20 protein-coding genes and 1 pseudogene are annotated in these 25,784 nt (G+C 74.5%); 8 read left to right on the top strand and 13 right to left on the bottom strand.

All coding sequences use genetic code 11. The features are described from left to right. Positions 1-22: 22 nt before the first annotated feature. On the bottom strand, positions 23-1,204 hold the full coding sequence (locus tag ABT015_RS28960; protein WP_350884195.1) for a PLP-dependent cysteine synthase family protein: 1,182 nt from the start codon (positions 1,202-1,204) through the stop codon (positions 23-25). Positions 1,205-1,365: 161 nt separating this feature from the next. Then, on the bottom strand, positions 1,366-2,643 hold the full coding sequence (locus ABT015_RS28955; protein WP_371521142.1) for an ROK family protein: 1,278 nt from the start codon (positions 2,641-2,643) through the stop codon (positions 1,366-1,368). Between the two features lie 17 nt (positions 2,644-2,660). On the opposite strand from ABT015_RS28955, the gene ABT015_RS28950 reads away from it, so the two are divergent. Together ABT015_RS28950 and ABT015_RS28945 are read left to right on the top strand one after the other, a co-directional pair. Next, positions 2,661-3,932, top strand: coding sequence for an MFS transporter (locus ABT015_RS28950; RefSeq protein WP_350884193.1), 1,272 nt, complete (start codon positions 2,661-2,663; stop codon positions 3,930-3,932). Positions 3,933-4,091: 159 nt separating this feature from the next. Then, entirely contained in the window at positions 4,092-4,673 is a 582-nt protein-coding gene (locus ABT015_RS28945; RefSeq protein ID WP_350884191.1) for a HutD/Ves family protein, read from the top strand. Between the two features lie 86 nt (positions 4,674-4,759). Here the strand turns inward: ABT015_RS28945 and ABT015_RS28940 are convergent, their stop codons facing one another. Then, complete coding sequence (locus ABT015_RS28940) at positions 4,760-5,704, bottom strand: esterase/lipase family protein (protein WP_502897420.1); 945 nt, start codon at positions 5,702-5,704, stop codon at positions 4,760-4,762. A gap of 150 nt (positions 5,705-5,854) precedes the next feature. On the opposite strand from ABT015_RS28940, the gene ABT015_RS28935 reads away from it, so the two are divergent. Further along, the gene (locus ABT015_RS28935; RefSeq protein WP_350884189.1) at positions 5,855-7,333 is read left to right on the top strand and encodes a PucR family transcriptional regulator; all 1,479 of its coding nucleotides are present in this window, start codon (positions 5,855-5,857) and stop codon (positions 7,331-7,333) included. 46 nt (positions 7,334-7,379) lie between these two features. On the opposite strand, the gene ABT015_RS28930 is transcribed toward ABT015_RS28935, so the two are convergent. Next, entirely contained in the window at positions 7,380-8,135 is a 756-nt protein-coding gene (locus ABT015_RS28930; protein WP_350884187.1) for an acyltransferase, read from the bottom strand. 167 nt (positions 8,136-8,302) lie between these two features. On the opposite strand from ABT015_RS28930, the gene ABT015_RS28925 reads away from it, so the two are divergent. Further along, positions 8,303-9,064, top strand: a complete 762-nt coding sequence (locus tag ABT015_RS28925; protein ID WP_350884185.1) for a maleylpyruvate isomerase family mycothiol-dependent enzyme — start codon at positions 8,303-8,305, stop codon at positions 9,062-9,064. Between the two features lie 68 nt (positions 9,065-9,132). On the opposite strand, the gene ABT015_RS28920 is transcribed toward ABT015_RS28925, so the two are convergent. Together ABT015_RS28920 and ABT015_RS28915 are read right to left on the bottom strand one after the other, a co-directional pair. Then, positions 9,133-9,906 carry an enoyl-CoA hydratase family protein gene (locus tag ABT015_RS28920; protein WP_350884183.1) on the bottom strand — a complete coding sequence of 258 codons (774 nt, stop codon included), beginning with the start codon at positions 9,904-9,906 and terminating at the stop codon, positions 9,133-9,135. A gap of 170 nt (positions 9,907-10,076) precedes the next feature. Then, positions 10,077-11,324, bottom strand: coding sequence for an MFS transporter (locus tag ABT015_RS28915; protein WP_350884181.1), 1,248 nt, complete (start codon positions 11,322-11,324; stop codon positions 10,077-10,079). Between the two features lie 286 nt (positions 11,325-11,610). Here ABT015_RS28915 and ABT015_RS28910 point away from each other — a divergent pair, with 286 nt between their 5' ends. Both ABT015_RS28910 and ABT015_RS28905 read left to right on the top strand, forming a co-directional pair. Then, positions 11,611-12,597 (top strand): ArsR/SmtB family transcription factor, encoded by a 987-nt coding sequence (locus ABT015_RS28910; RefSeq protein WP_350884179.1) that lies wholly within the window; start codon positions 11,611-11,613, stop codon positions 12,595-12,597. Between the two features lie 210 nt (positions 12,598-12,807). Continuing rightward, positions 12,808-15,111 (top strand): glycosyl hydrolase family 18 protein, encoded by a 2,304-nt coding sequence (locus tag ABT015_RS28905; protein WP_350884177.1) that lies wholly within the window; start codon positions 12,808-12,810, stop codon positions 15,109-15,111. A 181-nt stretch (positions 15,112-15,292) separates the two neighbouring features. Here ABT015_RS28905 and ABT015_RS28900 read toward each other — a convergent pair whose 3' ends face one another. Then, the gene (locus ABT015_RS28900) at positions 15,293-16,564 is read right to left on the bottom strand and encodes a geranylgeranyl reductase family protein (RefSeq protein ID WP_350884175.1); all 1,272 of its coding nucleotides are present in this window, start codon (positions 16,562-16,564) and stop codon (positions 15,293-15,295) included. A 410-nt stretch (positions 16,565-16,974) separates the two neighbouring features. On the opposite strand from ABT015_RS28900, the gene ABT015_RS28895 reads away from it, so the two are divergent. Then, the gene (locus tag ABT015_RS28895) at positions 16,975-18,339 is read left to right on the top strand and encodes a dipeptidase (RefSeq protein ID WP_350884173.1); all 1,365 of its coding nucleotides are present in this window, start codon (positions 16,975-16,977) and stop codon (positions 18,337-18,339) included. Here ABT015_RS28895 and ABT015_RS28890 read toward each other — a convergent pair. After that, positions 18,315-19,154 carry a DUF4184 family protein gene (locus tag ABT015_RS28890; protein ID WP_350884171.1) on the bottom strand — a complete coding sequence of 280 codons (840 nt, stop codon included), beginning with the start codon at positions 19,152-19,154 and terminating at the stop codon, positions 18,315-18,317. The two genes, ABT015_RS28895 and ABT015_RS28890, sit on opposite strands and share 25 nt — an antisense overlap. A gap of 171 nt (positions 19,155-19,325) precedes the next feature. Further along, positions 19,326-20,393, bottom strand: coding sequence for an NUDIX hydrolase (locus ABT015_RS28885; protein ID WP_350884169.1), 1,068 nt, complete (start codon positions 20,391-20,393; stop codon positions 19,326-19,328). Between the two features lie 465 nt (positions 20,394-20,858). On the opposite strand from ABT015_RS28885, the gene ABT015_RS28880 reads away from it, so the two are divergent. Continuing rightward, on the top strand, positions 20,859-21,761 hold the full coding sequence (locus ABT015_RS28880) for a PfkB family carbohydrate kinase (protein ID WP_350884167.1): 903 nt from the start codon (positions 20,859-20,861) through the stop codon (positions 21,759-21,761). Between the two features lie 86 nt (positions 21,762-21,847). Here the strand turns inward: ABT015_RS28880 and ABT015_RS28875 are convergent, their stop codons facing one another. The 4 genes and pseudogenes from ABT015_RS28875 to ABT015_RS28860 form a co-directional block, all read right to left on the bottom strand. Next, on the bottom strand, positions 21,848-22,780 hold the full coding sequence (locus tag ABT015_RS28875; protein WP_350884165.1) for a C40 family peptidase: 933 nt from the start codon (positions 22,778-22,780) through the stop codon (positions 21,848-21,850). A 311-nt stretch (positions 22,781-23,091) separates the two neighbouring features. Then, on the bottom strand, positions 23,092-24,510 hold the full coding sequence (locus tag ABT015_RS28870) for an acyl-CoA synthetase (RefSeq protein WP_350884163.1): 1,419 nt from the start codon (positions 24,508-24,510) through the stop codon (positions 23,092-23,094). 170 nt (positions 24,511-24,680) lie between these two features. Further along, entirely contained in the window at positions 24,681-25,643 is a 963-nt protein-coding gene (locus tag ABT015_RS28865) for an electron transfer flavoprotein subunit alpha/FixB family protein (protein ID WP_350884161.1), read from the bottom strand. Between the two features lie 44 nt (positions 25,644-25,687). Then, positions 25,688-25,784, bottom strand: a pseudogene (locus ABT015_RS28860) (electron transfer flavoprotein subunit beta); the annotation flags it as partial.

The following is a 25,784-nucleotide window of genomic DNA, read 5'->3' as shown; positions in this document are numbered from 1 at the left end:
ACCTCGGCGGACGACCTCGGCGTCAGCCCGTCCAGGCACCGCCGACGAGGAAGGACTCCAGCACGGCCCGGTACGGCGCGATGTCGATCCGCTCGCCGGCCAGCCAGTCGTCCGAGTAGTACTTGTCCAGGTAGCGGTCGCCCGGGTCGCAGATCAGACCGACCACGCTGCCCCGCCGCCCCGCCGCCCGCATCTCGGCGACGATCTTCAGCGCGCTCCACAGCCCCGTCCCCGTGGACGCCCCCGCCTTCTTCCCGAGCACCTGCTCCAGCACCCGCACGGCGGCGATGGAGGCGGCGTCCGGCACCTTCATCATCCGGTCGATCGCCCCCGGGACGAAGCTCGGCTCCATCCGGGGCCGTCCGATGCCCTCGATCCGCGAGCCCCGCTCGCAGACGGCGTCCGGGTCGTGGTGCACCCAGCCGTCGAAGAAACAGGAGTTCTCCGGGTCGGCGACGCAGATCCGGGTGTCGTACTGCATGTAGTGCACGTACCGGGCGATGGTCGCCGAGGTGCCGCCCGTCCCGGCGGTGGCGACGATCCAGGCCGGCTCGGGGTGCGGCTCCAGGCGCAGCTGGGCGAAGACCGACTCGGCGATGTTGTTGTTGCCGCGCCAGTCGGTGGCCCGCTCGGCGTAGGTGAACTGGTCCATGTAGTGCCCGCCGGTGCTCTCGGCGAGCCGGGTGGAAGCCTCGTACACCTCGTCCGAGCGGTCGACCAGGTGGCATTCGCCGCCGTGGAACTCGATCAGGTCGATCTTGGCCTGGCTGGTGCTCTTGGCCATGACCGCGATGAACGGCACCCCGACGAGCTGCGCGAAGTACGCCTCCGAGACGGCGGTGGAGCCGCTGGAGGCCTCGATCACCGGCTTGCCGGGGCGGATCCAGCCGTTGCAGAGCCCGTGGAGGAAGAGCGAGCGGGCCAGCCGGTGCTTGAGCGAGCCGGTCGGGTGGGTGGACTCGTCCTTGAGGTAGAGGTCGATCCCCCACTCGCCCGGCAGCGGGAAGCGCAGCAGGTGGGTGTCGGCGGAGCGGTTGGCGTCGGCCTGGACCTTGCGCACCGCCTCCTTGAGCCAGGCGCGGTACTGCGGGTCGGTCCGGTCGACGTCGACGGTCGGCTCGACGCCCGCCGTCGGCTCGGTGCCCGCGGTCGGCTCGGTGCCGCCCGCTCCGCCGGACTGGGTCCCGCCGGGTTGGGTGCTCATGGCCACTCTCCCTCGTTACGCCCCCCACTGCTCACTACGAGTGTAAGAGAGTCACGATAAGTGACCGTTTTCGCAGTCCCAGCTTCCGCTTATCGTCCCTGGTCCGGCCTGCCGACCCCGGACCGGACGCCGAACCCCGGACCGGACGCCCGGCCCCGGGTTCAGCCCGCCGTCACCGACTGCGGGTCCGCCAGGTACGGCCCCCAGCCCAGCTCCGCCGCACCCGCGAGCGCACCGTGCGCCAGCTCCGCGCCGACGATCGGCACCCGTCCGCTGCGCCCCCAGAGGCTGCGCTCGGCGACCACCGCGCGCAGCCGCTCGGGCGCGGCCTCCAGCAGGTCCAGGTGGAGCCCGCTGAGGACCACCCGGTCCGGGTTGAGGATGTTGGCGACGCCCGCGAGTCCGAGCCCGAGCCGGTCGATGACGTGTTCCACGGCGGCCCGCGCGCGTTCGTCGGTGGCGGCCGCCCGGCACAGTTCCCGCGCCTGGTCGAGCAGCGGGCGCCCCGGTTCGGGGGTGAGCCCGGCGGCGGCGAACAGGGCGTCGGGGTCGGTCTCGGAGTTCAGGCAGCCCCGGTTGCCGCACGGGCAGAGCCGGCCCTGCGGGTCGACGGTGAGGTGGCCGACCTCCAGGGCCAGCCCGGCGCTGCCGGTGTGCAGGTGGCCGTCGATCACCAGCGCGCCGCCGACGCCGCGATGGCCGGAGGTGACGAGAAGCAGGTGCCGGGCGCCGCGCCCGGCGCCGTGCCGGTACTCGGCGAGCGCGGCGAGGTTGGCGTCGTTGGCGAGGGCGGTGGGCAGCGGCCGCCGGGCGCCGGGGCCGTGGTCGGCGCGGCCCACCTCGACGTCGTACAGGTCGGCGACCGGGGTGCCGCTGGGCCAGGCGAAGTGCAGTGCGGCGAGCGCGGCTCCGTCGGGTTCGGTGACCGGGTTGGGCAGGGCGAGCGCGGCGGCGAGGCACCGCCGGCTGGTCGCGCGGGCGAGTTCGGCGCCCGCCTCGGCGACGGCGCGCAGCATCCGGACCGGGTCGGTGGCGGCGGGCAGCGGCAGGTGGACAGGCGGGTCGAGCAGGCCGCCGAGGCCGGCCAGGGTGACGCTCAGCCCGTCGGCGTGGATCTGCCCGGCGACCACGACCGGGCCCTGCGGGTCGATCGCGAGCCGGTGCGAGGGGCGTCCGCGTCCGCCGCCGGCCGGGCGCGAGTCGACGGTGATCAGTCCGAGCGCCTCCAGTTCGGCCGTGACGGCCCCGGCGGTGGCCCGGGTGACGTCCAGCGCGCGGGTGAGCGCCGAGCGGGTGGGCGTCTGTCCGGTGTGGATGAGCGAGAGCGCGGGGCCGAGCAGCGTCCGACCGCGATCGGGGGCCGCGCGGCGGTGGGCGTCGCGCTGCGCTTCGAGGTCGGTTCCGGAACCTGGTCGCGGACTTGAAGGTGAGAGCTGCACGCCCCTATTGTGACTTTGTGCCGCTTCGAAACAAAATCCGCCCGCGTCCCCGACCCGACCAGACCTCCCCCCAGTCTCGCAGCACACCCCCCGGAACGGACAGCCCCTGGGGCTCGGCACGGCTCGCGCTCACCGCGTTCTTCGCCGTCGACGGCTTCCTCTTCGCCGCCTGGGTGGTCCGCATCCCGGACATCCGCAGCCAGGTCGACGCCTCGCACAGCGCCCTCGGGCTGGCCCTGCTCTGCCTGTCGATCGGCGCCGTCCTCACCATGCCGCTCGTCGGGCGGCTGTGCCTGCGGTACGGCTCGCGCCCGGTGACCGTCGGCTCGCTCGCCCTGCTCAGCCTCGCCGTCCCGCTGCCCGCGCACGCCCACTCGGTCGCCGCGCTCGGCGGCGTGCTGCTGCTCTTCGGTGCCGGGTACGGCGGCGCCAACGTCGCGATGAACAGCGCCGCCGTCGACCTGGTGGCGCAGCTGCGACGGCCCGTCATGCCGAGCTTCCACGCCGGGTACAGCCTCGGCGGTCTGCTCGGCGCGGGCCTCGGCGGGCTCCTCGCCGGTGCGCTGAGCACCGCCTGGGCGCTCGCGCTCGGCGGACTGCTCGGCCTCGCCGTCACCGCCGGCGCGGGCCTCGTCCTGCTGCGCAGCCCGGCCGCACCGCTGGTCGCACCCGGCCGCGCGGGCGACGGCGGCACCACCGGCGACACCACGAGTGACCACGGCACCCCCAGCACGGCCGGCCGCGCCGCCCCGCACCTGCGACTGCTCGTCCTGCTGCTCGGCCTCACCGCGCTGTGCACCGCGTACGGCGAGGGCGCGATCGCCGACTGGACCACCCTCCACCTCACCGACGACGTCCACGCCAGCCCCGGGACGGCCGCCGCCGGGTACGCCGCGTACGCCTTCGCCATGACCAGCGGACGGGTAGGCGGCACCTGGCTGTCCATCCGGCTCGGCCAGACCCGGCTGATGCTGCTCGGCGGCCTGACCGCGGCGGCCGGCATGCTCGTCGCCGCCCTCGCCCCGGTGGTGCCGCTGGCCGTCTGCGGGTTCGTCCTGGTCGGCCTCGGCCTCGCCAACCTCTTTCCCCTCGCGATCGCCCGGGCCGGTGCGGCGGGCGGCCCGCAGGGCGTCGCGTTCGCCTCGACGCTCGGCTACGGCGGAATGCTGATCGGCCCGGTGGTGATCGGCTTCCTCGCCGACGCGGTGGGGCTGCCGATGGCCCTGACCACCGTCGCGGTGGCGGCCACGGCGGGAGCGCTCCTGCCGCTGGCCGTCCGTCGGCGCTGACCATCCGTCGGCGCTGACCGTCCGTCGGCGCTGACCGTCGGTCGGCGCTGACGGGAGCACCCGGGTCGTCGGCACGGCCGGTCCGACCGTGCCCACCGCCGACGGCCCCGGGCGGCACCCGACGCGGCCGCGCGCGGACGTGGTGGCAGGATGCGGGCCATGACGAGCAGCGGACGGATCCAGGTACTGCGGGCGGACGAGCGCCCGGCCACGGCGTGGCTCAACGGGGGCGGGGTGACCAGGGAGGTCGCCGGTTTCCCGGTCGGGGCCGGGCTGGACGCCTTCGACTGGCGGGTCAGCCTCGCGGACGTCGCGTCGGCCGGGCCGTTCTCGCCGTTCCCCGGCGTCGACCGGGTGATCACCCTGGTCGAGGGCCCCGGCATGACGCTCACCGTCGACGGCGCCGAGCATCCGGTCGACGCGCCCTTCCGCCCCTTCGCCTTCTCCGGTGACGCCGTGACGGACTGTCGGCTGTCGGCCGGCCCGGTGGTCGACTTCAACGTGATGACCCGCCGCAGCCGGGTCGCCGCCGCCGTGGACGTGCTGACCGCACCGGCCGCCGTGGACGTCCCGCCGGAGGCGACCGTCCTGCTGGTCTGCCTCACCGGTTCGGCCGCCGTCGACGGCGACGCGGTGCTGGAGCGCTACGACGCCGCCCTGCTGAAGGGAGCCGGCCCGCGCGAGGTGCGGGTCCGGGCCGGCGGGGTCACCGCCGTGGTCACGCTCCGCCCGTCGCGCTGACGCCGGGGAACCGGGGCACCCGGGCACCGGAACGCCGCGGCCCGGGAGGTCCCCCTCCCGGGCCGCGGCGTTCCGACGGGTGCGGCTCAGCCGCAGAACACCGGGGTGGCGTGCGCCGGATCCAGGGCGTTGGTCACCAGGTGCAGCGCCGTCGGCGAGAACGCGATCGCCACGTGCTCGGCGAGCGTGATCGGGCAGTGGTTCTGCAGCACCTCGTTGTCGACGGCCGGGCCGGTCAGGAACTGGGTCCGCCACGGGGTGACGACCTCGTCGTACACGGTCGAGATCACCGTGTAGCTCACGCCCGGCACGGTGTCCGGGCGGGAGGCCATCGTGCGGTTGAAGTCGGAGCCCACCGCCTGGTCGCGGCAGGCCTGGCAGACGGTGTAGATCAGGTCCGCGACGCCGGGGAAGTACGGCACGAGGTTGGTGATCCCGTCGAGCGTCGTGCCGTGGTTGGACGGCGCCAGGCCGACCACCCGGCCGACCTTCGCGGCGCCGCCGAGGAACTTCAGGTAGTAGTTCGGCAGCATGCCGCCCTGCGAGTGCCCGACGATGTCGACCTTGGCCGCGCCGGTCGCCTTCAGCACCAGGTCGACGAACCGGCCGAGTTGGGCGGCCGACTCGGGCACCGGGCCCAGGCCGCCGATCGGTAGCAACAGACCGCTGCCGCTGGAGGTGACGCCCGGGATGGTGCCGTAGTCGAGCGCGAAGACGCAGTACCCGAGGCCCTTCAGCAGCGGGGAGAGGGCGAGCCAGTTCTCGTAGCGGTTGGCGAAGGTGCCGTGCACGAGGACCACCGGATCGGGGTGGGCGGCGCTCGGGCGGCAGTTCCAGTCGTTGGCGCCGGGCGGCGAAGCCACCGAGTCGCCGTCGGGCGGCAGTTCGGCGGAGGTGGAGGTGATGGAGCGGGCGGCGGCGGGCGCGACGGAGGGGGACGTCGCGGCGCTCGCCGGGGCGGCCGACGCGCCGACCAGCAGCGCGCCTGCCAGGACGGTCGCGCCGATGGCCCCGCCGAGCCTGCGGCGCAAGGGAGTTGCGGAGAAGCGGAGAAGTGGGGTTCTCAACTGTTGCCTCCACGGCGGAAGTTTGTTACCAACAGGTAACCCGAGTGGCTCCATCATGCGGTCGCCCCTCCGGCCCGGCCCTTGGGCGTTCCCCAGACCTGGACGGTGTTCTCTGTGACCGGTCACAACGCACCCGCCGCCTCGCCCGGCCGCTCACCCGACGCCACACCCCGCTCCGAGCCGCACTCCGCGCCCACCGCCGCCCCCGACCGCACACCCGACCTCACCGCCGCCCCCGACCGCACACCCGACCGCACCGCCGTCCGTGCGCCCGACCACACCGCCGACCGGACGCCCGGCTGGCGCGTCCCGGTGATCGGCGGCCGACCGGCCGACCAGCGACTCCTGTGCGGTGTACGCGAGTTGGCCGAGAGCGTGGTCGCCGCCCTGCTGGACCGCGTGCCGGTGTACCACCGCCTGCCCCGCGAACAGCTCACCGGCGAACTCACCCGCGACACCGAGCGCCGGATCCGCGCCCTGGCCCACGCCGTCCGCACCGGACTCCCCGCCCCCGACGAGGAGTTCGCCGCCGTCCGGGAGGCCGCCGCCCGCCGTGCCGAGGAGGGCCTGCCACTGGACGCCGTCCTGCTCGCCCACCACCTCGGGCTGGAGGTCTGCTGGGAGTTCGTCACCCGGCACGCCCGCGACGGCGACGCCGCCGACCTGCTCGTCCTCAACCGGCTGCTGCTCGACCAGCTCCGCCAGGCCACCACCGCCGCCGGCGCCGGCTACCTCGACGAACGCCGCCCGGCCGGCGACCGGCACACAGCCGCCCGGCAGTCGCTGCTCACCGCACTGCTCGCCGGCGCCCCGGCGGACGAGGCCGCCGCCCGGGCCGGGCTCCAACTGCCGCCCCGGTACGCCGTCCTGTGCCTGTCCGTCGCCGACCATCGCGACGAACACGCCCCCGGCGTCGACCCGGGCATCGCCGGCCGCCGCAAGCTCCGCCGGCTCGTCGCCGAACTCGACCACCGGACGCGGCAGTCGGCGATCACCGCGCTCACCCCCTCGGGCGGTCTCGTGCTCGTCCCGCTCGTCCCGCTCGGCCCACTCGTCCCGCTCGGACCGCCCCCGGAGGCCCGGCCGGAGCGAACGCCCGGACGCCCCGGCACACCCGCCGAGCTCCCGTGGCAGCACCTGGCCGCCACCGTCGCCGCGGCCGCCCGGGCCGGGGGCGTCCCCGTCCTGGCCGCGGTGGCGGCCGCCGCACCGGGCGAGGTGCCGGGCGCGGCCGCACTCGCGTACGAAGTCCTGGACGTGGCCCGCGCGTTCGACCGCCCACCGGGCCTGTACCGGCTCGACGACGTCCTGCTCGAATACCAGCTCACCCGCCCCAGCCAGGCCCGCTCCCGGCTCGCCGCACTGCTCGAACCACTGGCCGACGGCGGCGAGTTGCTCACCACCCTGCGCACCCACCTGGCCGGCGGACTCAACCGGCGACACACCGCGGGCGCCCTGCACCTGCACCCGAACACCGTCGACTACCGGCTGCGCCGGATCGCCGCCCTCACCGGCCTCGACCCCGCCCGCCCCGCCGACGTCCTGCGGATCACCGCCGCCATCGCCGCCCGCGCCGCCGAACAGGCGCCCTAGGCCCAGACGACGACACCCGCGCCACCGGGACGGCGGCGCGGGCGCGTCAGTCCTGTTCCCCCGGCAACCGCAGGTCCCACCCCACCAGGGCCCGCAGTTGCTCCGCCGTCACGCCGTCCGGCACCGGCTGGGGCGCGTCGTGGCGCAGCGGCGGCTGCCAGCCCTCCTGGGCCGTCCACCGGCGGACCACCTTGGCCGGCGCCCCGGCCACCACGCTGTGGTCGGGCACCTCGCCGCGCACCACCGCGCCCGCCGCGACCACCACGTTGCGGCCGATCCGGGCCCCCGGCAGGATCACCGCGCCGGTGCCGATCCAGCTCCCGGCGCCGATCTCCACCGGCTCGTTGCGCGGCCACTGCTTGCCGATCGGCAGGTCGGTGGACCGGTACTCGTGCGCCTGGTCGGAGATGTAGACGCCAGGCCCGGTCCACACGTCGTCGCCGAGGACGATCGACTGATGGCCCACGATGTGGCTGTCCCGGCCGATCACGCAGCCGCCGCCGATCCGCACGATCGGTTCGGGCCCGAGGTCGAGGCCGGGCAGGAAACCGGCGCTGATGGTGACCCGCTCGCCGATGATCGAGAACGGCCCGATGGTGATCCACTGCTCGTTGAAGACCGCGCCGAGCGGGAACGCCAGCGTCGTACCGTCGCCCAACTCGCCGAACCGGTAAGGGCCCGGGCTCTGCCGGGTGACCGCGCCGGTCCGCTGCACCCAGCGCCAGCCCCGGTGGACGAGGCGGCCGGCGGCACGGCGGCCACCGGCTCGGACCGCGGAGACCAGCGAACGGGTTATCGGCATGCCCTCACGTTACCGGCCCGTAGGGTCCGGCCGACGGCCGGGCGGTCAACATCACACCGGCCCCGCACCCGCCCTGGCCTGCGGCCTCCCACGGCCGGGCCCGGCCCTCCGCCCGGGCGGTCCGAAAACCGCGACCGACGGCGGGCTCCGGTGCCACACTCCCTCCCATGGAGATCACCGAACACATCGACGCCCTGCGCCGCGAGGGCACCCTGCTCGCCGAGGCGGCCGCCCGGACCGACCTCGCCGCCCCCGTACCGACCTGTCCGGACTGGAGCCTGAACGACCTGGTGAGGCACGTCGGGAACGTCCACCGCTGGGCCGCCGCCTACCCCTCCCAGGGTCTGCCCGCGCCCCTCGACGAGGACGGCAGGCGGACCGTCATCGGGCCGGCGCCGTCCGACGCGGCACTGCTCGACTGGTTCCGCGAGGGCCACGCCGCCCTGGTCGACGCGCTCACCCGGGCCCCGGCCGACGTCGAGTGCTGGAGCTTCCTGCCGTCGCCCAGCCCGCTCGCGTTCTGGGCCCGCCGCCAGGCGCACGAGACCGCCGTCCACCGCGCCGACGCCGACGCGGCGGCCGGCACCGAGGGCCCCCGGGTGGACACCGCCCTCGCCCTCGACGGCATCGACGAGCTGCTGGGCGGCTTCGTGGCCAGCAGCCGCTCCCGGCTGCGCAGCGAACGGGCCCGCACCATCGGGGTCCGGACCACCGACGGCCCCGGCTCCTGGCAGCTGACCATCACCCAGGAACCGCCGACCGTCGGCACGGGCGGCGCCGCCGAACCGGCCGACCTCATCCTCACCGGCCCCGCCCACGACCTGTACCTGCTGCTGTGGAACCGGCTCCCGGTCGGGCCCGCGCAGGTCGAACTCGACGGCGACGAGGCGCTGCTCGAACTCTGGCGGACCAGCGCGGTCATCGGCTGAGGCCGCGCTGCACGGAGCAGGTGGCGCGCTGGGAGCGGGAACCGGCCCGGGGGTGGAGTGGCCCGGGGTCAGCGCACCCAGCGCGCGGGCCGCTTCTCCAGGAACGCCCGCATCCCCTCCTGCGCCTGCGCCGACCCGAACAGCCGCGCCGACAGCTCCACCAGCCCCTCCGCGTCCCGCTCGAAGGACCGCACCACCTCGGCGTTGGCCAGCCGCTTGGACTCCGCCAGCCCCTGGGGGGAGCCCTGGCGCAGCGCGTCCAGCAGGCCCTTCAACGCGACCCCGGTGTCCTCGGCGGACTCGGTGGCGCGGGTGATCAGGCCGATCCGGGCGGCGTCGGCGGCGTCGAAGACCTCGCCGGTGAGGTAGTAGCGGGAGGCGGCGCGCGGGTCCAGCTTGGGACGCAGCGGCAGCGAGATCACGGCGGGCGCGAGGCCGAGCCGGACCTCGGTGAACGCGAAGGTCGCGGCCGGCCCGGCGAGGGCGAGGTCCGCCGCACCGATCAGGCCGAGGCCGCCGGCCCGGGCGTGCCCGTCGATCACGGCGATCACCGGCTTGGTGCAGTCGACGATCGCCCGCTGCAGCTCGACCAGGCCGCGCGGGCCGACCGTCGGGTCCGCGCCGGTCGCCTCGGACAGGTCCGCACCCGCGCAGAACACCTTGCCGGTGTGCCCGAGCACCACGGCCCGCACCTCCGGGTCGGCCGCGGCGACCGCCAGACCGGCGTGCAGTTCGGCCATCAGCCGGGTGGAGAGTGCGTTGCGGTTGTGCGGCGAGTCGAGGGTGATCGTGGTGACGGCGTCGGCGGTGGTGACGCGGACGAGGGGCTCTGCGCTGGTCATCGGCGGGGCCTGCCTTCCGGCTGAGGGTGGGTCGGACTGCGGCGCCGCCCCGGGTGCCCGGGCGACGCCCGAACGACTCTGGCACGCCCACCCGCCCCTCGGCCAGAGCCGATCCTGCCCGAGGTGCTGATCGGCATCGAGGCCGTCGCGCCCGTCCAGGAGCGACCGCGTCACCGAGCCTCGGCGTAACCTCCCCGTCGCCCGGCCCACCGGACGGCGGGGCCCATCGCCAGGCCCGCCGCCGCCAGTACCGCGCCCAGGACGACCCAGCCGGCCAGACCGAACCCGATCACGGCGGTGCTGACCAGCGCCGGACCGGCCATCATCGCCGCCGCCGAACCCGCGTTGTACACGCCCTGGTAGGCGCCGTGGTCGCGCTCCCCCGCGAGGTCGTAGCTGAGCGCCCAGCCGCCGGCCTGGCCGAACACCTCGCCCAGCGACTGCAGTGCGATGCCGCCGAGCACCACCACGGCGGCGACGATCGCGGGCAGGCCGTGCGCGAGGCCGATGACCAGGCAGGAGGCGGCGAGCAGCAGCCCCCCGCGGCCGCAGAGCCGGGCGGCCGTCCCACGGTCCTCCGTCCCCCGGGTGGCCCGCACCTGAAGGGCGATCACCAGCAGGGTGTTGACGATCAGGGTGCCCGCGACGGTGATCCGGGGCGCCTCGGTGTCATGGATGATCCACAGCGGCACGCCGACCTCCAGGACGGCGAACTGCAGGGCGAGGACCGCGTTCAGCACCGTCACGACCAGGAACGGGCCGTCCCGCAGCGCCGGATTGCGCCGCTTGCCCCGCCCGGCACCGTCGGCCTCCGGTCCCGCGGGCGGCGCGACCGGGGCCGCAGGCGCGAGGACGGGGAGGCGGTGGAACAGCACGGCGACGACCACGAAGGAGGCGGCGTCGGCCAGAATCGCCGTCAGATAGGCCGGCCTGGTGTCCACCTGGAGCGCGATCGCGCCGACGGCCGTCCCCAGGCAGAGGCCCACGTTGGTCACCACCCGCAGGTAGGCCCGGCCCGCCACCCGGCGGTCGGGCGGCAGCACCTCGGCGTAGAGCGCGTTCCGCACGGCCGCGGAGCCGCGGTCGACGGCCGCGACCCCGCAGGCCAGCACCACGAAGGCCGGATAGCTGTGCACGAGCGTGTACCCGGCGGTGCCGACCGCCTGCAGCGCGACCAGCACGACCAGCACCGGCCGGGCGCCCCAGCGGTCGGCGGCCCGCCCGGCCGGCACGCTCGCGACGACCCCGCACAGGCCGGCGGCGGTCAGACCGAGCCCCAGCTGGGCGGGGCTCAGGCCGAGCACCCGGGTGAAGAACAGCACCGCGACGGACAGGGACAGGCCGCTGCCCATCGTGTTGACCAGGGTGAGCCCGGCCAGCCGCCGGACCATCGGGTCGGGGTGCAGCCTCCGTCGCACGGCGCTGACGAGCCCGCCGCCGGCCTGCGGGGCTGCAGGATCTGCTGGGTCCGCGACGTCTCCTGGGTCTGCGATCGTTGCGGTGGTTGCGGTGGTTGCCGTGATGGCGGGGCCTCCGGGCATGGCGGGGTCGGGTCCGGACGTCTCCGCCGGCGAGGTGGTGGTCATGTGCTGATCACACCGCCTGACGGCCCGGGTCCGGTACTCCTTTAGGCTCTGGCTAAAACCACGCGCCCCACGCGCCCCAGCCCGGCGCCCATGCGCCGCGTCGCAGGAGACCACTCCCGTGCACCGCTTCACGCTCAGCCTGGCCGACCTCGCCACCACCTGGTTCGCCGTCTCCCCGATCCAGGAGGCCTCGCTCAGCCTGCGCATGTGGACCCACCCCGGCGTCTACCAGCTCCAGACCCCGTCCTTCGAACGGCTCCGGCCCGTCTTCGAACGGCTGGACTCCACGCTGCTGCTGTCACTCATCTCCGGGAACCGCTGGATCCCCGATTTCCTCACGCCCCGCCCGGCCTCGCCCGCCGCCGACTTCCGCACCGAGCTGGCCACCGTCCGCGCGCTGCCGCCGGAGCAGTTGCGCCCCGAACTGGAGCAGGTCTTCCTTCCGCACGGACTACCCCTGCCCGCCGGGCTCGCCGCCGGACTGTCCGACCCGGCGCGGCTGTTGCAGCGGATCGCCGACGCGCTGGAGGAGTACTGGGAGGTCTGCCTCGCGCCGTCCTGGTGGCCACAGGCCCGTGCGGTCCTGGACGCCGACCTGGTCTACCGGGCCCGGCTGCTCTCCCAGCACGGCGCGGCGGCGCTCTTCGCCGACCTGGACCACCGGCTGCACTGGGAGGACGGCGTCCTGTCGATCAACCGCCGGTGGACGGACTGGGACGCGGAGACCGCCGTGGACGGCCGCGGCCTCGTCCTCATCCCGACCTTCTTCGCCCGCGGCGCGATCACGATGATCAGCAACGAGCGTGCGCCGCAGATCAGTTACCCGGCGCGCGGCCAGGCGGGCATGGCCGGCCCGGGGACGCCGGTGCCGCCGCGCGCGCTGGAGGCGCTGGTCGGCGCGCCGAAGGCCCGACTGCTGGCCCTGCTCGCCGAACCCGCCTCCACCACCGACCTCGCCTACCGGTTGGGCGTCACCCCCGGCGCGGTCAGCCAGCACCTGTCCGTCCTCGCCGCCACCGGCCTGGTCACCCGGGCCCGGCACGGCCGCTCGGTGCTGTACCTGCGCAGCCCGCTCGGGGACGAGCTGACGGGGACGAACAGATGACGGAGTTCACCCCCGTCAGCTCCCCGACCGACCCGTACCACCCCGACTGATCCCCCAACTCCCCAGTGGTACAGACCTGTTGACGCATTGGTCCAGTCCTCCTACAGTGCCCATGCCCCGTCTCCCCACGGCGCGGGCACCCATCGCACACGCACCAAGCACTGCGGTTCTACGTCACCCTGTCCAACCCCCACAGCCACAGGGAGAACCATGTCCGCTCGATCCCGGGCCAGACGCCCGCGCGTGCGCAGCAGACTGCTGGCACTGCTCTCCGTCCTGCTCCTGCCCCTCGCCGCGCTCACCGCGCTGGCCGCCCCGGCGAACGCCGCCGGAAAACTCACCGCCTCCTTCACCACCGCCGACAACGGCTCCTGGTGGCAGGGCACTTACATCGTCCACAACGACAACGCCACCGCCGTGACCGGCTGGAGCCTGGAGTTCGACCTGCCGGCCGGCGTCACCATCGGCAACAGCTACAACGGCACCGCCACCGTCAACGGCCGGCACGTCACCGCGACCAACGCGTTCTACAACGCCACCGTCAACGCCCACGGCACCACCGAGCCGTACAGCTTCTGGTTCGTCGGCAACGGTCCGGTCGCCACCCCCACCAACTGCCGCATCAACGGCGACAAGTGCGACGGCACCGCCGACGTCCCGCCGGCCGCGCCCGGCACCCCGGCGGTCACCGAGTCCACCGCGCACACGCTCGCCCTGACCTGGCCGGTCGCCACCGGCGGGGACTTCCCGGTCGCCTCCTACGACGTGCTCAACGGCGCCGTCGTGGTCGGCTCCAGCACCACCACCAGCGCCCTGCTCACCGGACTCACCCCGGCCACCACGTACACGCTGACCGTCCGGGCCAAGGACAGCCGCGGCAACACCGGACCGCTCAGCGCGCCCGTCACCGCCGCCACCTTCGACCCGTCGACCGACCCGATCCCGCCCACCGCGCCGACCAACCTACGGACCACGGCGGTCAGTTCGTCGGACGTCACGCTCGCCTGGAACGCCGCGACCGACAACGTCCGGGTCGCCGCGTACGACGTCTACCAGGGCGGCACGCTGGTGGCGACGGTCAGCGGCAGCACCCTGACCGCGACGGTCGGCAGCCTGTCCCCGTCCACCACCTACACGTTCACCGTGAAGGCCCGCGACCCCGCCGACAACGCCTCCCCCGCCTCCGCCCCGCTCACCGCCACCACCTCGGACCTGGTCGGCGCCGGAAAGTACGCCCGGGTCGGCTACTTCGTCCAGTGGGGCATCTACGGCCGCCAGTACTTCGTCAAGAACCTCGACACCTCCGGCAGCGCGGCCAAGCTCGACGTCGTCAACTACGCCTTCGAGAACATCGATCCGGTCAACCTGACCTGTCTGGCGGGCGTCACCAAGGGCACCACCGCCAACCCGCAGGACCCGGACCAGGGCACCGGCGCCGGTGACGCCGACGCCGACTACGCCCGCCCGATGAGCGCCGACCAGTCGGTGGACGGCGTGGCCGACGACGGCTGGGGCAAACTCCGCGGCAACCTCAACCAGTTGAAGAAGCTGAAGGCCAAGTACCCGAACCTGAAGGTGGTCGTCTCACTCGGCGGCTGGACGTACTCCAAGTACTTCTCGGACGTCGCCGCCACCGACGCGTCCCGCCAGAAGTTCGTCAAGTCCTGCCTCGACGTGTGGATCAAGGGCAACCTGCCGGTCTACAACGGCGCCGGCGGCGACGGCGTGGCGGCCGGGATCTTCGACGGCATCGACCTCGACTGGGAGTGGCCCGGCTCCGCCGACGGCCACGCCGGCAACCACTGGAGCGCCAACGACAAGGGCAACCTGACCCTCCTGCTGGCCGAATTCCGCAAGCAGCTCGACGCGTTGGGCGGCTCCCACAAGCTGCTCACCGCCTTCACCCCGGCTGACCCGGCGAAGGTCGCCGCAGGCTGGGACCTCACGAAGATCTTCAGCTCGCTGGACATCGCCAACGTCCAGGGCTACGACTTCCACGGCTCCGGCAGCGACAACTCCTGGGAGCCCAACCGCACCGGCCCCCAGGCCAACCTCTACGCCGACCCGAACGACCCGTACAACTTCCACTTCAGCGTGGACGCGGCAGTCCAGACCTACCTCGGCGCCGGGGTCAACCCGCGCAAGCTCACCATCGGCTTCCCGTTCTACGGGCGCGGCTGGCAGGGCGTGGCGGACGGCGGCGCCTCCGGCGTGTGGCAGTCCGCGAACGGCGCGGCCCCGGGCCAGTTCAGCGAGGAGGCCGGCACCCGCGGCTACAACAACCTCATCACCGGCGTCCCCAACCTGACCGTGTACCACGACCCCAAGTCGATCGCGACGTACGGCTACACCGGAGCCGGCGGCCAGTGGTGGACCTTCGACGACGCCTGGTCGATCGCCCAGAAGACGGCGTACCTCAAGTCGAAGAACCTGCTCGGCGGCATGATCTGGGAGATGTCCGGCGACACCCCATCCAGCACGCTCGTCAACGCGCTCGACTCCGGGCTCAAATAGCCGGAACGTACGGCCCGTTGGGCCGGTGGGGCAGCAAGGGCCGGCGCTCCGAGAACGACGGAGCGCCGGCCCGCGCCCCAGGGGCCTCAGGTACCTCACGTACCTGGCGGGCCTGACGGGCCTGGCGGGCCTGACGGGCCTGGCGCGCCTGACGCGCCTGACGGGCCAGGCGCGCCTCCCGTCACCGGGAGGCCATCGCCGCCAGCTTCCTGGCCGCCCGGTACTGCCGGAGCACCTGTGCGAAGGTGGTGTGCCCCTGGGTGGTCCGGGCGAAGGCCCGCCAGGCCGGCGCCACCAGGCAGACCGCCGCGTGGAACAGGTACGGGCGCCGCTCGAAGGCGCCCAGCAGCTGCTTGCCGGCGCGCATCTCCACGCCCAGTCCGGCCTTGATGGCGAAGGCGTAGTTCAGCGCCTCGCGCCGCACGTCCGCCGCCTTGCCCGCCTCCGCGACCTTCACCGCCCACTCGCCGGCCAGCCGGCCCGAGCGCAGCGCGTACGAGATGCCCTCGCGGGTCCACGGCTCCAGCAGTCCGGCCGCGTCCCCGGCGACCAGCACCCGGCCGCGGGCGAGCGGCGAGTCCTCGGCCCGGCAGCGGGTCAGGTGCCCGGACTCCACGCTCGGGGTGAAACCGGACAGCCCCAACCGCCGGATGTAGTCCGCGAGATACTGCTTGGTCCGCTCGCCGTCGCCGCGCGCCGAGATGACGCCGACGGTCAGGCTGCTCGACTCGGTCTTCGGGAAAACCCAGCCGTAACTGCCGGGCAGCGGGCCCCAGTCGAGGTGGATCCGGCCCGACCAGTCCGCGGCGACCTGCGGCGGAACGGGGATCTCCGCCTCCAGGCCGAGGTCGATCTGGTCGAAGGTGACGCCGACGTGCCGGGCGATCCGGCTCGCGCTGCCGTCCGCGCCGACCACCGCGCGCGCCTCGAAGGTGCGCCCGTCGGCGGCCGTCACCAGCGCCGTCCGGTGCTCGCCGCCGCGCTGCTCGACGCCCGTGACGGTCACTCCGGTGACCAGCACCGCCCCGGCCTGCTTGGCCGCCTGCACCAGGCGCAGGTCGAACTCGTCCCGGTTGACCAGGCCGAACAGCATCCGCCGGGACCGACGCGTCCGGGTGAACCGCCCGTCGTAGGCGAAGGTGACGGCGTGCACGCGGTCCTGCAACGGCAGCCGGAAGTCGGGCGGCAGGCTGTCCCGGGACGGGCCGATGATGCCGCCGCCGCAGGTCTTGTAACGGGGGTGCTCGGCCTTGTCGAGGAGCAGCACCCGCCGGCCCTGGACGGCGGCGGCGTGCGCAGCCGAGGCTCCGGCCGGTCCGGCGCCGACCACCACGACGTCCCAGACGGCGTCGAGCGGCTCGGGCGCCGACCGACCGACCTTCGGCGCGGTCTCGGCCCCGGCCCTGGCCTCGGTCGCGGCTTCGAACACCGTCTCGGCCTCGGTCTCGGGCATCGCCCCGGTCTCGGACACCGTCTCGGGCGCCCCCTCGGACGCCTGGCCTGACGGCTGACCTGACGACCGGCCTGACGGCCGTCCGGGTACCTCGGCGTCGAGCGGCGAGGCCTCGGTGTCGAGTGGGCTGCGGGAATCGGAGCTTCCGGAGTCAGTCACGTCGAGCAATCCTATGCGTCCGCCGGACCCGCCGCTGGCCGCGCCGCCCCGAACGCCAGACCGAAACCGGACCGGACCCGGATCGAACCCGGACCGACCCATCGGGCCGATCCACCAGACGGTGCGCCCGGCGGGATCGCCGGGCAGAACCACCCGATCGGACTGTTCGAGTCCGCCTATGATCGGCGGTACCCAAACCGCCCCCTCCGCCCGCACCACCCCTCGGGCGAAGCCTTCCCCTCGGAGCCCCGATGTCACAGCCGCTGGCCGACGCCGTCCGGTCCCTGATGGACCGTGCCCGCACCGACCTCGCCGAACTGGTCGCCTTCCCCTCGGTCGCCGACCCGCGCCAGTTCCCGGTCGAGGAGTGCGAGAAGGCCGCCCGCTGGGTCGCCGACGCCTTCGCCGCCGAGGGCCTGACCAACGTCCAACTGCTGGACACCCCGGACGGCACCCAGTCCGTCTACGCCGAACTGCCCGGCCCCCAGGGCGCGCCGACCGTGCTGCTCTACTCGCACTACGACGTCCAGCCCCCGCTCGACGAGAACGCCTGGCTCAGCCCCGCCTTCGAGCTGACCGAGCGTGACGGCCGCTGGTACGGGCGCGGCGCCGCCGACTGCAAGGGCAACATCCTGATGCACCTGACCGCCCTGCGGGCGCTGCGGCAGGTGTACGGCGACGGATACCCGGTCGGCCTGAAGATCATCGTCGAGGGCTCGGAGGAGCAGGGCACCGGCGGCCTGGAGCGTTACGCCGAGGCCCACCCCGAACTGCTCGCCGCCGACGCCATCATCATCGGCGACACCGGCAACTTCGCCCTTGGCCTGCCCACCGTGACCGCCTCGCTGCGCGGCATGACGGTCGTCGAGGTCGCGGTCACCACCCTGGCCGGCAACCTGCACTCCGGCGCCTTCGGCGGCGCCGCCCCGGACGCGCTGCAGTCGCTGGTCCGGATGCTCGCCTCACTGCACGACGAGCACGGCGACGTCGCGGTGGCCGGACTGACCGGTGGCCAGACCTGGAGCGGTGTCCAGTACCCGGAGGAGCAGTTCCGCTCCGACGCCAAGGTGCTCGACGGCGTCGCCCTGACCGGCACCGGCACCATCGCCGACCGCCTGTGGGCCCGCCCCGCGATCACCGTCCTCGGCATCGACGCCCCGCCGGTGATCGGCGCCACCTCCTCCGTCCAGGCCGCCGCCAAGGCCCTGGTCAGCCTGCGCGTCCCGCCGGGCAGCGACCCGGGCGCCGCCCAGGACGCGCTGGTCGCCCACCTGGAGGCGCAGGTCCCGCTCGGCGCCCGCCTGACCGTCGAACGCCAGGGCAGCGGCGCCCCGTTCAACGCCGACACCACCGGCCCGGCGTACGAGGCGATGGGCGAGGCCATGGCCGAGGCCTTCGGCACCGAGATGGTCGCCTCCGGCGAGGGCGGCTCGATCCCGCTCTGCAACACGCTGCGCTCGCTCTACCCGAAGGCCGAGATCGTGCTGATCGGCGTCGAGGAGCCGACCACCCAGATCCACGCGGTCAACGAGAGCGTCGACCCGCAGGAACTGGAGCGGATGGCCCTCTCCGAGGCCCTGTTCCTCCGCCGCTACGCCGAACTGCGCTCGGTCTGACGCGCGTTGGTCCGGGGGCCGCCGTCGGCGGCCCCCGGCACCGGCCGCCCGCCCCGGAACCTGCGGGCGGCACCCGCCACCACCGCGTAACCGACCGCGCCCACCGCGAGCCCGGCCCCGGCCCCGAAGCAGAACTCCGGGATCAGGTTCCGCCGCAGCGGGACCAGCCGGTGCAGCACCCCGACCGCCGTCGCCGCGCCCAGGGCCGCGACGGCGGCGCGGCGCGCCCGGGGAGCGAGTGCCACGGTCGGGCGGACCGGCTCCACGCTCCGCGCCGCCCGCACCGCCCAGCCCGCCATCGCGGCCAGGGCCAGCGCCGAACTGCCGTACTGCAGGGCCGAGTAGAGCGGGACACCGGCCACCTCCCGGTCCAGCACCGGCAGCAACCGGACACCCAGCCGGCCCTCGTGGGTGAACGCGTCCCAGCCGACGTGGGTGGCCGCACCGACCGCCGCCGACGCCGCGAACCACGCCGCACCCGCAGCCGCCCCGCCTCCGGCGGGCCGCCGGACCGTCAGCGCCTCGGCCGCGCCTGCCCACCGGTCGGGCAGCAGCGCCACCAGCGGCGCGCGCAGCAGACCGTGCCAGCCGGCCACCAGCGCGCCCGCGATCGCCACGTCCAGCGTCGGCACGGCCCACCAGCGGTGCGTCAGACCGCCGTGGCCGTACACCCCGGGCAGCAGCGACTCGGCGAAGAACGGGACGTCGGGCGCCATCGATCCGGCGACCAGCGCCGAGGCGACCAGCGGCCCGCGCTCCCCGGCGGCGCGCAGCAGGGGCAGGACGGCGGCGGGGTGGCTCAGTGTGAACGGCATGCCCCCATCCTCCCGCCCCCGCCGGACCATCGGCCAACGACCTGGGCCATCGGCCGACGCCCGGGGCGGCGGCCTACGACCGGAGCGGCGGCCTCTGGGCGGAGCGGCGGCCTCTGGGCGGCCCGGCCACCCGGGCAGCCGGAACCCGGGCTCGTCAGGCGCCCAGGGCGGCTACGCCGCGTCCGCCGTGCTGGCCAGGCCGAGCGCGACCCGGCGGCCCGCCTCCAGGTAGCGCAACTCGCCGCTGCGGCGGGCGTCCAGGGCGGCGGCGAGTCGGCGGTAGCGGCTCGGGGGCAGCAGGTCGGCGGCCTCGTCCAGGGTGACGAAGCGCCAGTCGCGCAGCTCCTCCGCCTGGAGCAGCAGGTTCTGGCGGGCGGCGGGGTCCAGTTGGCCGCCGTCGTACATCAGGCGCAGACCGCCGCGGCGCGGGCCGGTGCGCGGCTCCCAGTCGACGGCGAGCAGGCGCAGCCCGGCCGGGTCGAGCCGCAGGCCCAGTTCCTCGGCGGTCTCGCGCAGGGCCGCGTCGGTGGGAGCCTCGCCGCGTTCGACCACGCCTCCGGGGAAGTCCCAGTCGGGTTTGTAGACGGGGTCGACCAGCAGGACGCGGTCCTGTTCGTCGAAGAACAGGACGGCGGAGGCCACGGTGTCCCCGGTCGGGTCGGGGGTCTGGACGATCGGGCAGCGGGCGGCGCCGACGCGGACCAGTTCGGCGATCCGGTGGGCGGTCTCGCGGGGGGTGAGCTCGCTGGTGTCGAGCATCCGGGCGTCCTCGACCAGCCAGCGCCGGGCGGCCCGGTAGCGGGCCACGTGCTCGAAGCACCACGTGCGGACCCGCTCGCTGGCCTCCGGATCTCCCGGGCACTCGTCGCGGTGGGCGATGCGGTGACGCAGGATCGTTTCTTCTGGGTCCAGGACGAAGTGGTGCACCGCTATGCCGTGGGAGGCGAGGTCGCCGAAGATCTCGTCCCGGTAGTCCTCCCTGAGCAGGGTCATCGGGACCACCAGCGGGCCCGCGACCTCACTGAGCAGCGCGGCCGCCGTCTCGGGGACGAGCCGGCGCCAGGCCGCCAGGTCCTGGAAGTCGGACACCGTCGCCAGCCGGTCGGCCGGGAGCATCCGACGCAGGCCGAAGCCCACCAGCTCGGGATCGAAGAGCACGCTCCCGGGCAGCAGTTCCACCAGCTCGCGGCAGGCACTCGTCTTGCCCGCCCCGAATGTGCCATTGACCCAGACGATCACAACATCCCCTGCCCTCGACTTGCCCCGATGCCGTTCGCACCGGGCAGCGCCCCCGTCGGCCGAACCAGCGCCACCCGTGGTGGTACCCGCGCCACGCCGCTCCCCATACCTCCCCACCGCGCCCGCCGTTGCGCCCCACTCCGCCCCTTGACAGGGGCATGTGCCCAGGCCAGCCCCCTTCCGGGAGAAATATGTAGACCGGTCTACATCAAAGTTGCACCCCGCTCACACCCTGCGCGCACAGGAAGTCGGCCCGTCCGACTTCGTGTGCGCCATCATCACCCCAGATCACCTCGCATCACCCCCTCCACCCGACTATGTAGACCGACCGACAGATTTCTCCCGGCAATATCTAGACCGGTCTGCATAATTCAGTAGACCGGTCGACATATTCTTCCCCGCGCCCCTCGCGCGCCCCCCGGCGCCCGCTTGCGCCGCGCGCACCCCAGCACGTACAGAGGAACGATGAAGCTGCTCCCAGCCGGCCGCGTCATCGTCATCGGCTCGGTCAACGCCGACCGCATCCTCCGCTGCCCCGTCCTCCCCGCCCCCGGCGAGACCGTCCTCGCCACCGCCGCCACCCAGGGGTTCGGCGGCAAGGGCGCCAACCAGGCGGTGGCAGCGGCGCACATGGGCGCCGCCGTCCACCTGGTCGCGAAGGTCGGGCGCGACGCCGACGGCGAAGCCGCGCTCATCGACCTGCGCGGCGCGGAGGTCGAGACGGGCTCCGTGCTCACACACCCCGACGCGCCGACCGGGCAGGCGATCGTCATGGTCGACCCCGCCGGCGAGAACAGCATCGTCGTCGTCCCCGGCGCCAACGCCCACCTGACCGCCGCCGAGGTCACCGCCGCACTCGCCCGCCTGCGCCTGCTCCCCGTCGACGTGCTCCTCACCAGCGGCGAGGTCCCCGAGGAGTGCATCCGCGCGACCGCCGCCGCCCTGCCGGCCGACGGCGCCCACTGGGTGCACAACGCCGCGCCGGCCGGCTCGCTCCCCGACACCGGTCCGACCGGGCGCCGCCCCCTGGTCGTCGCCAACGCCGTCGAGGCCCGCCAGCTGACCGGCGCCCCCACCGTCGAGGAGGCCGCCCGGGCCCTCGCCCGCCGCGCCGACGGCGTGGTACTCACCCTCGGCGGCGAGGGCGCGCTGGTCGCCACCGAGGAACGGTCGGCCCGACTGCCCGCCCCCGCCGTCCAGGTCGTCGACACCACCGGTGCCGGCGACGTCTTCTGCGGCGCCCTCGCCGCCGGACTCGCCCGCGGCGCCTCCCTCCCCGCCGCGGCCGCCACCGCCGTGGCCGCCGGCGCGTTCGCCGTCACCGCCCTGGGCGCCCGTGGCGCCCTCCCCCGCCCGACCGACCTCTGACCAGCCGCTTCCCCACGGGGCCGGGCAGGCCGGCCCCGGTGGGGGCGCCCGGGCCACAACTCCCGAACGCCCCGGTTAGGCCCTGTCTACGGCCGTCCCATGTACGACGGGTAGTAGCCGCTGCTGATCCCCGAGATCCGGATCAGCGTCCCCGGCCGCGCCGCCTCGACGTACTGGTTGTTGCCCAGGTAGATCGCCACGTGCTGGATGCCCCGCTTGGTGCCGTTGGGGGACCAGAACAGCAGGTCGCCCCGGCGCAGCTGGCCGGCGCTGATGGGCGTGGTCGCCGCGTACTGGTCGTTGGCCACCCGCGGCAGGTTCACCCCGCCGCGCCGGAAGGCCTGCTGCACGAGGCCCGAGCAGTCGTACCCGTCCGGCCCGTTGCCCGCGGTCCGGAACGGCTTGCCCAGCTGGCTCAGCGCGAACTGCACGGCGGACTCGACGCCCTGGTCCCCCGCCACCGCGCCGGCGGACGAGCCCGACGAACCCGACGAGGAGGATCCGGACGATCCGGACGACGACGGGGATCCGTCCCCCGTCCGCGCCACGTACACGTCGTAGTGCGTGGTCCAGCGCCACTGCCCCTGGCTGTTCTTGAACCAGTACCGCGACCCGTCCCACCCCTGCTTGATCCCCCCGCTCGACTTCGCGCCCGTCGACGGGGACTTCGCCGCGGAGGAGGATCCGCCCCCGGTCCGCGCCACGTACACGTCGTAGTGCGTCGTCCAGCGCCACTGCCCCTGACTGTTCTTGAACCAGTACCGCGACCCGTCCCACCCGGCGTGCGCCGGGGCCGACTCGGCGGCGGCGGGGCTGACGCCGGGGCCGACGCCGATCACACCCGCACCGGCCACGATCACGGCCACCATGCCTATCCCCCGGCGCACCCGCGCGGCCCGCGACGGGCGGACGGGACGGACGGGGCGGACGGCGGCCGCCCGCTGGTCGACGGTGGCGGCAGCGAGCTGCCCGGTCGGTTCGTCGGCGGCACCCGGCGCGCCGGTGTTGACGGTGGTCATCCTGCTGTCTTCCCTCACTGCTGCGAACTGCCGCCACGGTGGCGACTGCGGAATCGGCTACGGACACGCACGTCCCGGTGAGACGGCGAGTACGGCTCGGCAGACCCCGCCCGGCATGCCACGGCCTCCGGTCGTGCGACCGGGAGCCGCGGCATGCCGGGCGGGGATTCAGTTCTGCCTGCGTGTCACGGTAGGCACGCGCCCGCTCACGGCGCGCAGTGGAGTGAGCCAATGGAAGGGTTCACGGCCGGTGATCACCGACAGGGCATCAGGGTGAAGGACAGTCATCGGGCCGCTTGCCCGACGCCCCCTCACCCCTGCTGGTCCGCCTCCGCCAGCAGCTGCTTCTTCAGCACCTTTCCCAGCGCGTTCCTGGGCAGTTCGGGCACCAGCACGACCCGGCGCGGCCGCTTGTGCGCGGACAGCCGCTCCGCCACGAAGGCCGTCAGCTGTTCCCCTGTCACGGCGCCGTCCGGAATGACGTACGCGACGACGGCCTGCCCGAGGTCCTCGTCCGGCGCACCGACCACCGCCGCGTCGGCGACCGCGGGGTGGTCGCGCAGCGCGGCCTCCACCTCGCCGGCGCCGATCCGGTAGCCGCCGCTCTTGATCAGGTCGACGGAGGCGCGACCGACGATCCGGTGGAAGCCGTCCGCACCGATCACGGCGACGTCCCCGGTACGGAACCAGCCGTCCGCCGTCCAGGCTTCGGCATCCGCGTCGGGCCGGTTGAGGTACCCGCTGAACAGGGTCGGCCCGGAGACCTGCAACTCTCCGACGCTCTCCCCGTCGGAGGGCACCGGCCCACCGTCCTCGCCGACCAGCCGGGTGCGCACCCCGTCCAGCGGCAGGCCGACGCTACCGGGCCGGCGCTCGCCGTCCGCCCGGGTGCTGACGGTGATCAGCGACTCGGTCATCCCGTAGCGCTCGATCGGGGCGTGCCCCGTGAGCGCAGCCAGCTTCTCGAACACCGGTACCGGCAACGGCGCGCTGCCGGAGACCAGCAGCCGGGCCGAGGCCAGCCGACCCGCCGCCCCGGGGTCGGCCGCCACCCGGGACCAGACGGTCGGCACCCCGAAGTACAGGCTGCCGCCCGCGGCCGCGTACCCCTCCGCGGTGGGCCGCCCGGTGTGCACGAGCCGGCTGCCGGTCCGCAGGGCGCCGAGGACGCCGAGGATCAGTCCGTGGACGTGGAACAGCGGCAGGCCGTGGACGAGGGTGTCCTCGGCGGTCCACTGCCAGGCCGCGGCGAGCGCGTCCAGGTCGGCGGCGATCGCCTGGCGTCGGATCACGGCTCCCTTGGGCGCCCCGGTGGTGCCGGAGGTGTAGAGGACGAAGCCGGTGGCGTCCGGTGCGGGCTCGGCGAACGTGGTGGCCGCGCGTTCCGCCGGGTCGATCGGCAGCCCCTCCACCTCACCCGGCACGGCGTCGCCCACGGCGTGCGCGAGCAGCACCGCACCCGAGTCGCGCAGGATGTGCTCGCGCTCCTTGGGCCCGGAGTCGGGCGGCAGCGGCACCACCGGCACGCCCGCCAGCAGGCCGCCGACCACGGCGACGACCGTCTCGACGGTGGGCCGGGCGAGCACGGCGAGCGCGGGCGCACCGGCCACCCGGTCGGCGACGGCGGTCGCCGCACCCAGCAGTTCCTCGCGGGACAGCGCCCGCCCGTCGATCCGCAGCGCGTCCGCCGCGTCCCCGTAGTCGCCCTGAAGTGCGGTCAGCAGTGCCATGCTTCCGTCCTCGCCCTCGTCTCACGCTGTCGCGCCGACTCTACGGGCCGCCCCCGGACCGTCCGTGGGCAGCGGTCACCGGCCGCCGCCCACCTGGCCTGCACCAGCTACGCCGGAGGGCGTGGCACCGGGGTACCCGGTGCCACGCCCTCCACTGCCGTGTGCGGGGATCAGCCCTTGCGGGCCTTCACCTCGGCGGTCAGCTGCGGCAGCACGGCGAACAGGTCGCCGACCACGCCGTAGTCGACCAGCTCGAAGATCGGGGCCTCGGGGTCCTTGTTGACGGCCACGATGGTCTTCGAGGTCTGCATGCCCGCCCGGTGCTGGATGGCGCCGGAGATGCCGGCCGCGATGTACAGCTGCGGCGAGACCTGCTTGCCGGTCTGGCCGACCTGGTTGCTGTGCGGGTACCAGCCCGCGTCGACGGCGGCACGCGAGGCACCGACGGCCGCGCCCAGCGCGTCCGCGAGCTCCTCGACGACGCCGAAGCCGGCCGCCTCGCCGACACCACGGCCGCCCGAGACCACGATCGCGGCCTCGGTCAGCTCCGGACGGCCGGTCGAGACCCGCGGGGTGCGCGAGGTGACCTTGGCCGCGTTCCCGGTGAACTCCACCGCCACGTTCTCCACCGCACCCGCGCCCGCGACGGCCTCGGGGGCCACCGCGTTCGGCTTGACGGTGATCACCGGCACGCCCTTCGTCACCTTCGACTTCACCTGGAAGGACGCGGCGAACACCGACTGGGTGGCGACCGGACCGCCGTCACCGGCCTCCAGGTCGATGGCGTCGGTGATGATGCCGGAGCCCAGGCGCAGTGCGACGCGGGCAGCGATCTCCTTGCCCTCGCCGGAGGAGGTGACCAGGACGGCGGCGGCGTCGTTGGCCTTGGCGATCTGGGTGAGGGCGTCCACCTTCGGGACGACCAGCTGGTCGGTGAACTCGGCGCCCTCGGCGACGTACACCTTGGCCGCGCCGTACTCGGCGGCCTTGGCCGCGAGGTCGGCGGCGGCGGCGCCGGCGCCCAGCACGACCGCGGACGGCTCGCCGATCCGGCGGGCCAGGGTCAGAAGTTCGAGGGCCGGCTTGCGGACCGCACCGTCGGCGTGGTCCACCAGAACCAGGATCTCAGCCATGATTCGTTGCTCCTGATCGATCGTTGGATGCGCGAACGGGGGGACTAGATGAACTTCTGGTCGGCGAGGAAGCCGGCGAGCTGCCTGCCGCCCTCGCCCTCGTCCTTGACGACCGTGCCCGCGGTCCGCGCCGGACGCGCC

Origin of the sequence: Kitasatospora sp. NPDC094016, from assembly GCF_040304045.1 — a bacterium.
Classification (GTDB): domain Bacteria; phylum Actinomycetota; class Actinomycetes; order Streptomycetales; family Streptomycetaceae; genus Kitasatospora.
Note: the sequence above shows the minus strand (reverse complement) of the source record. Positions and strands in the feature narration are given on the sequence as shown.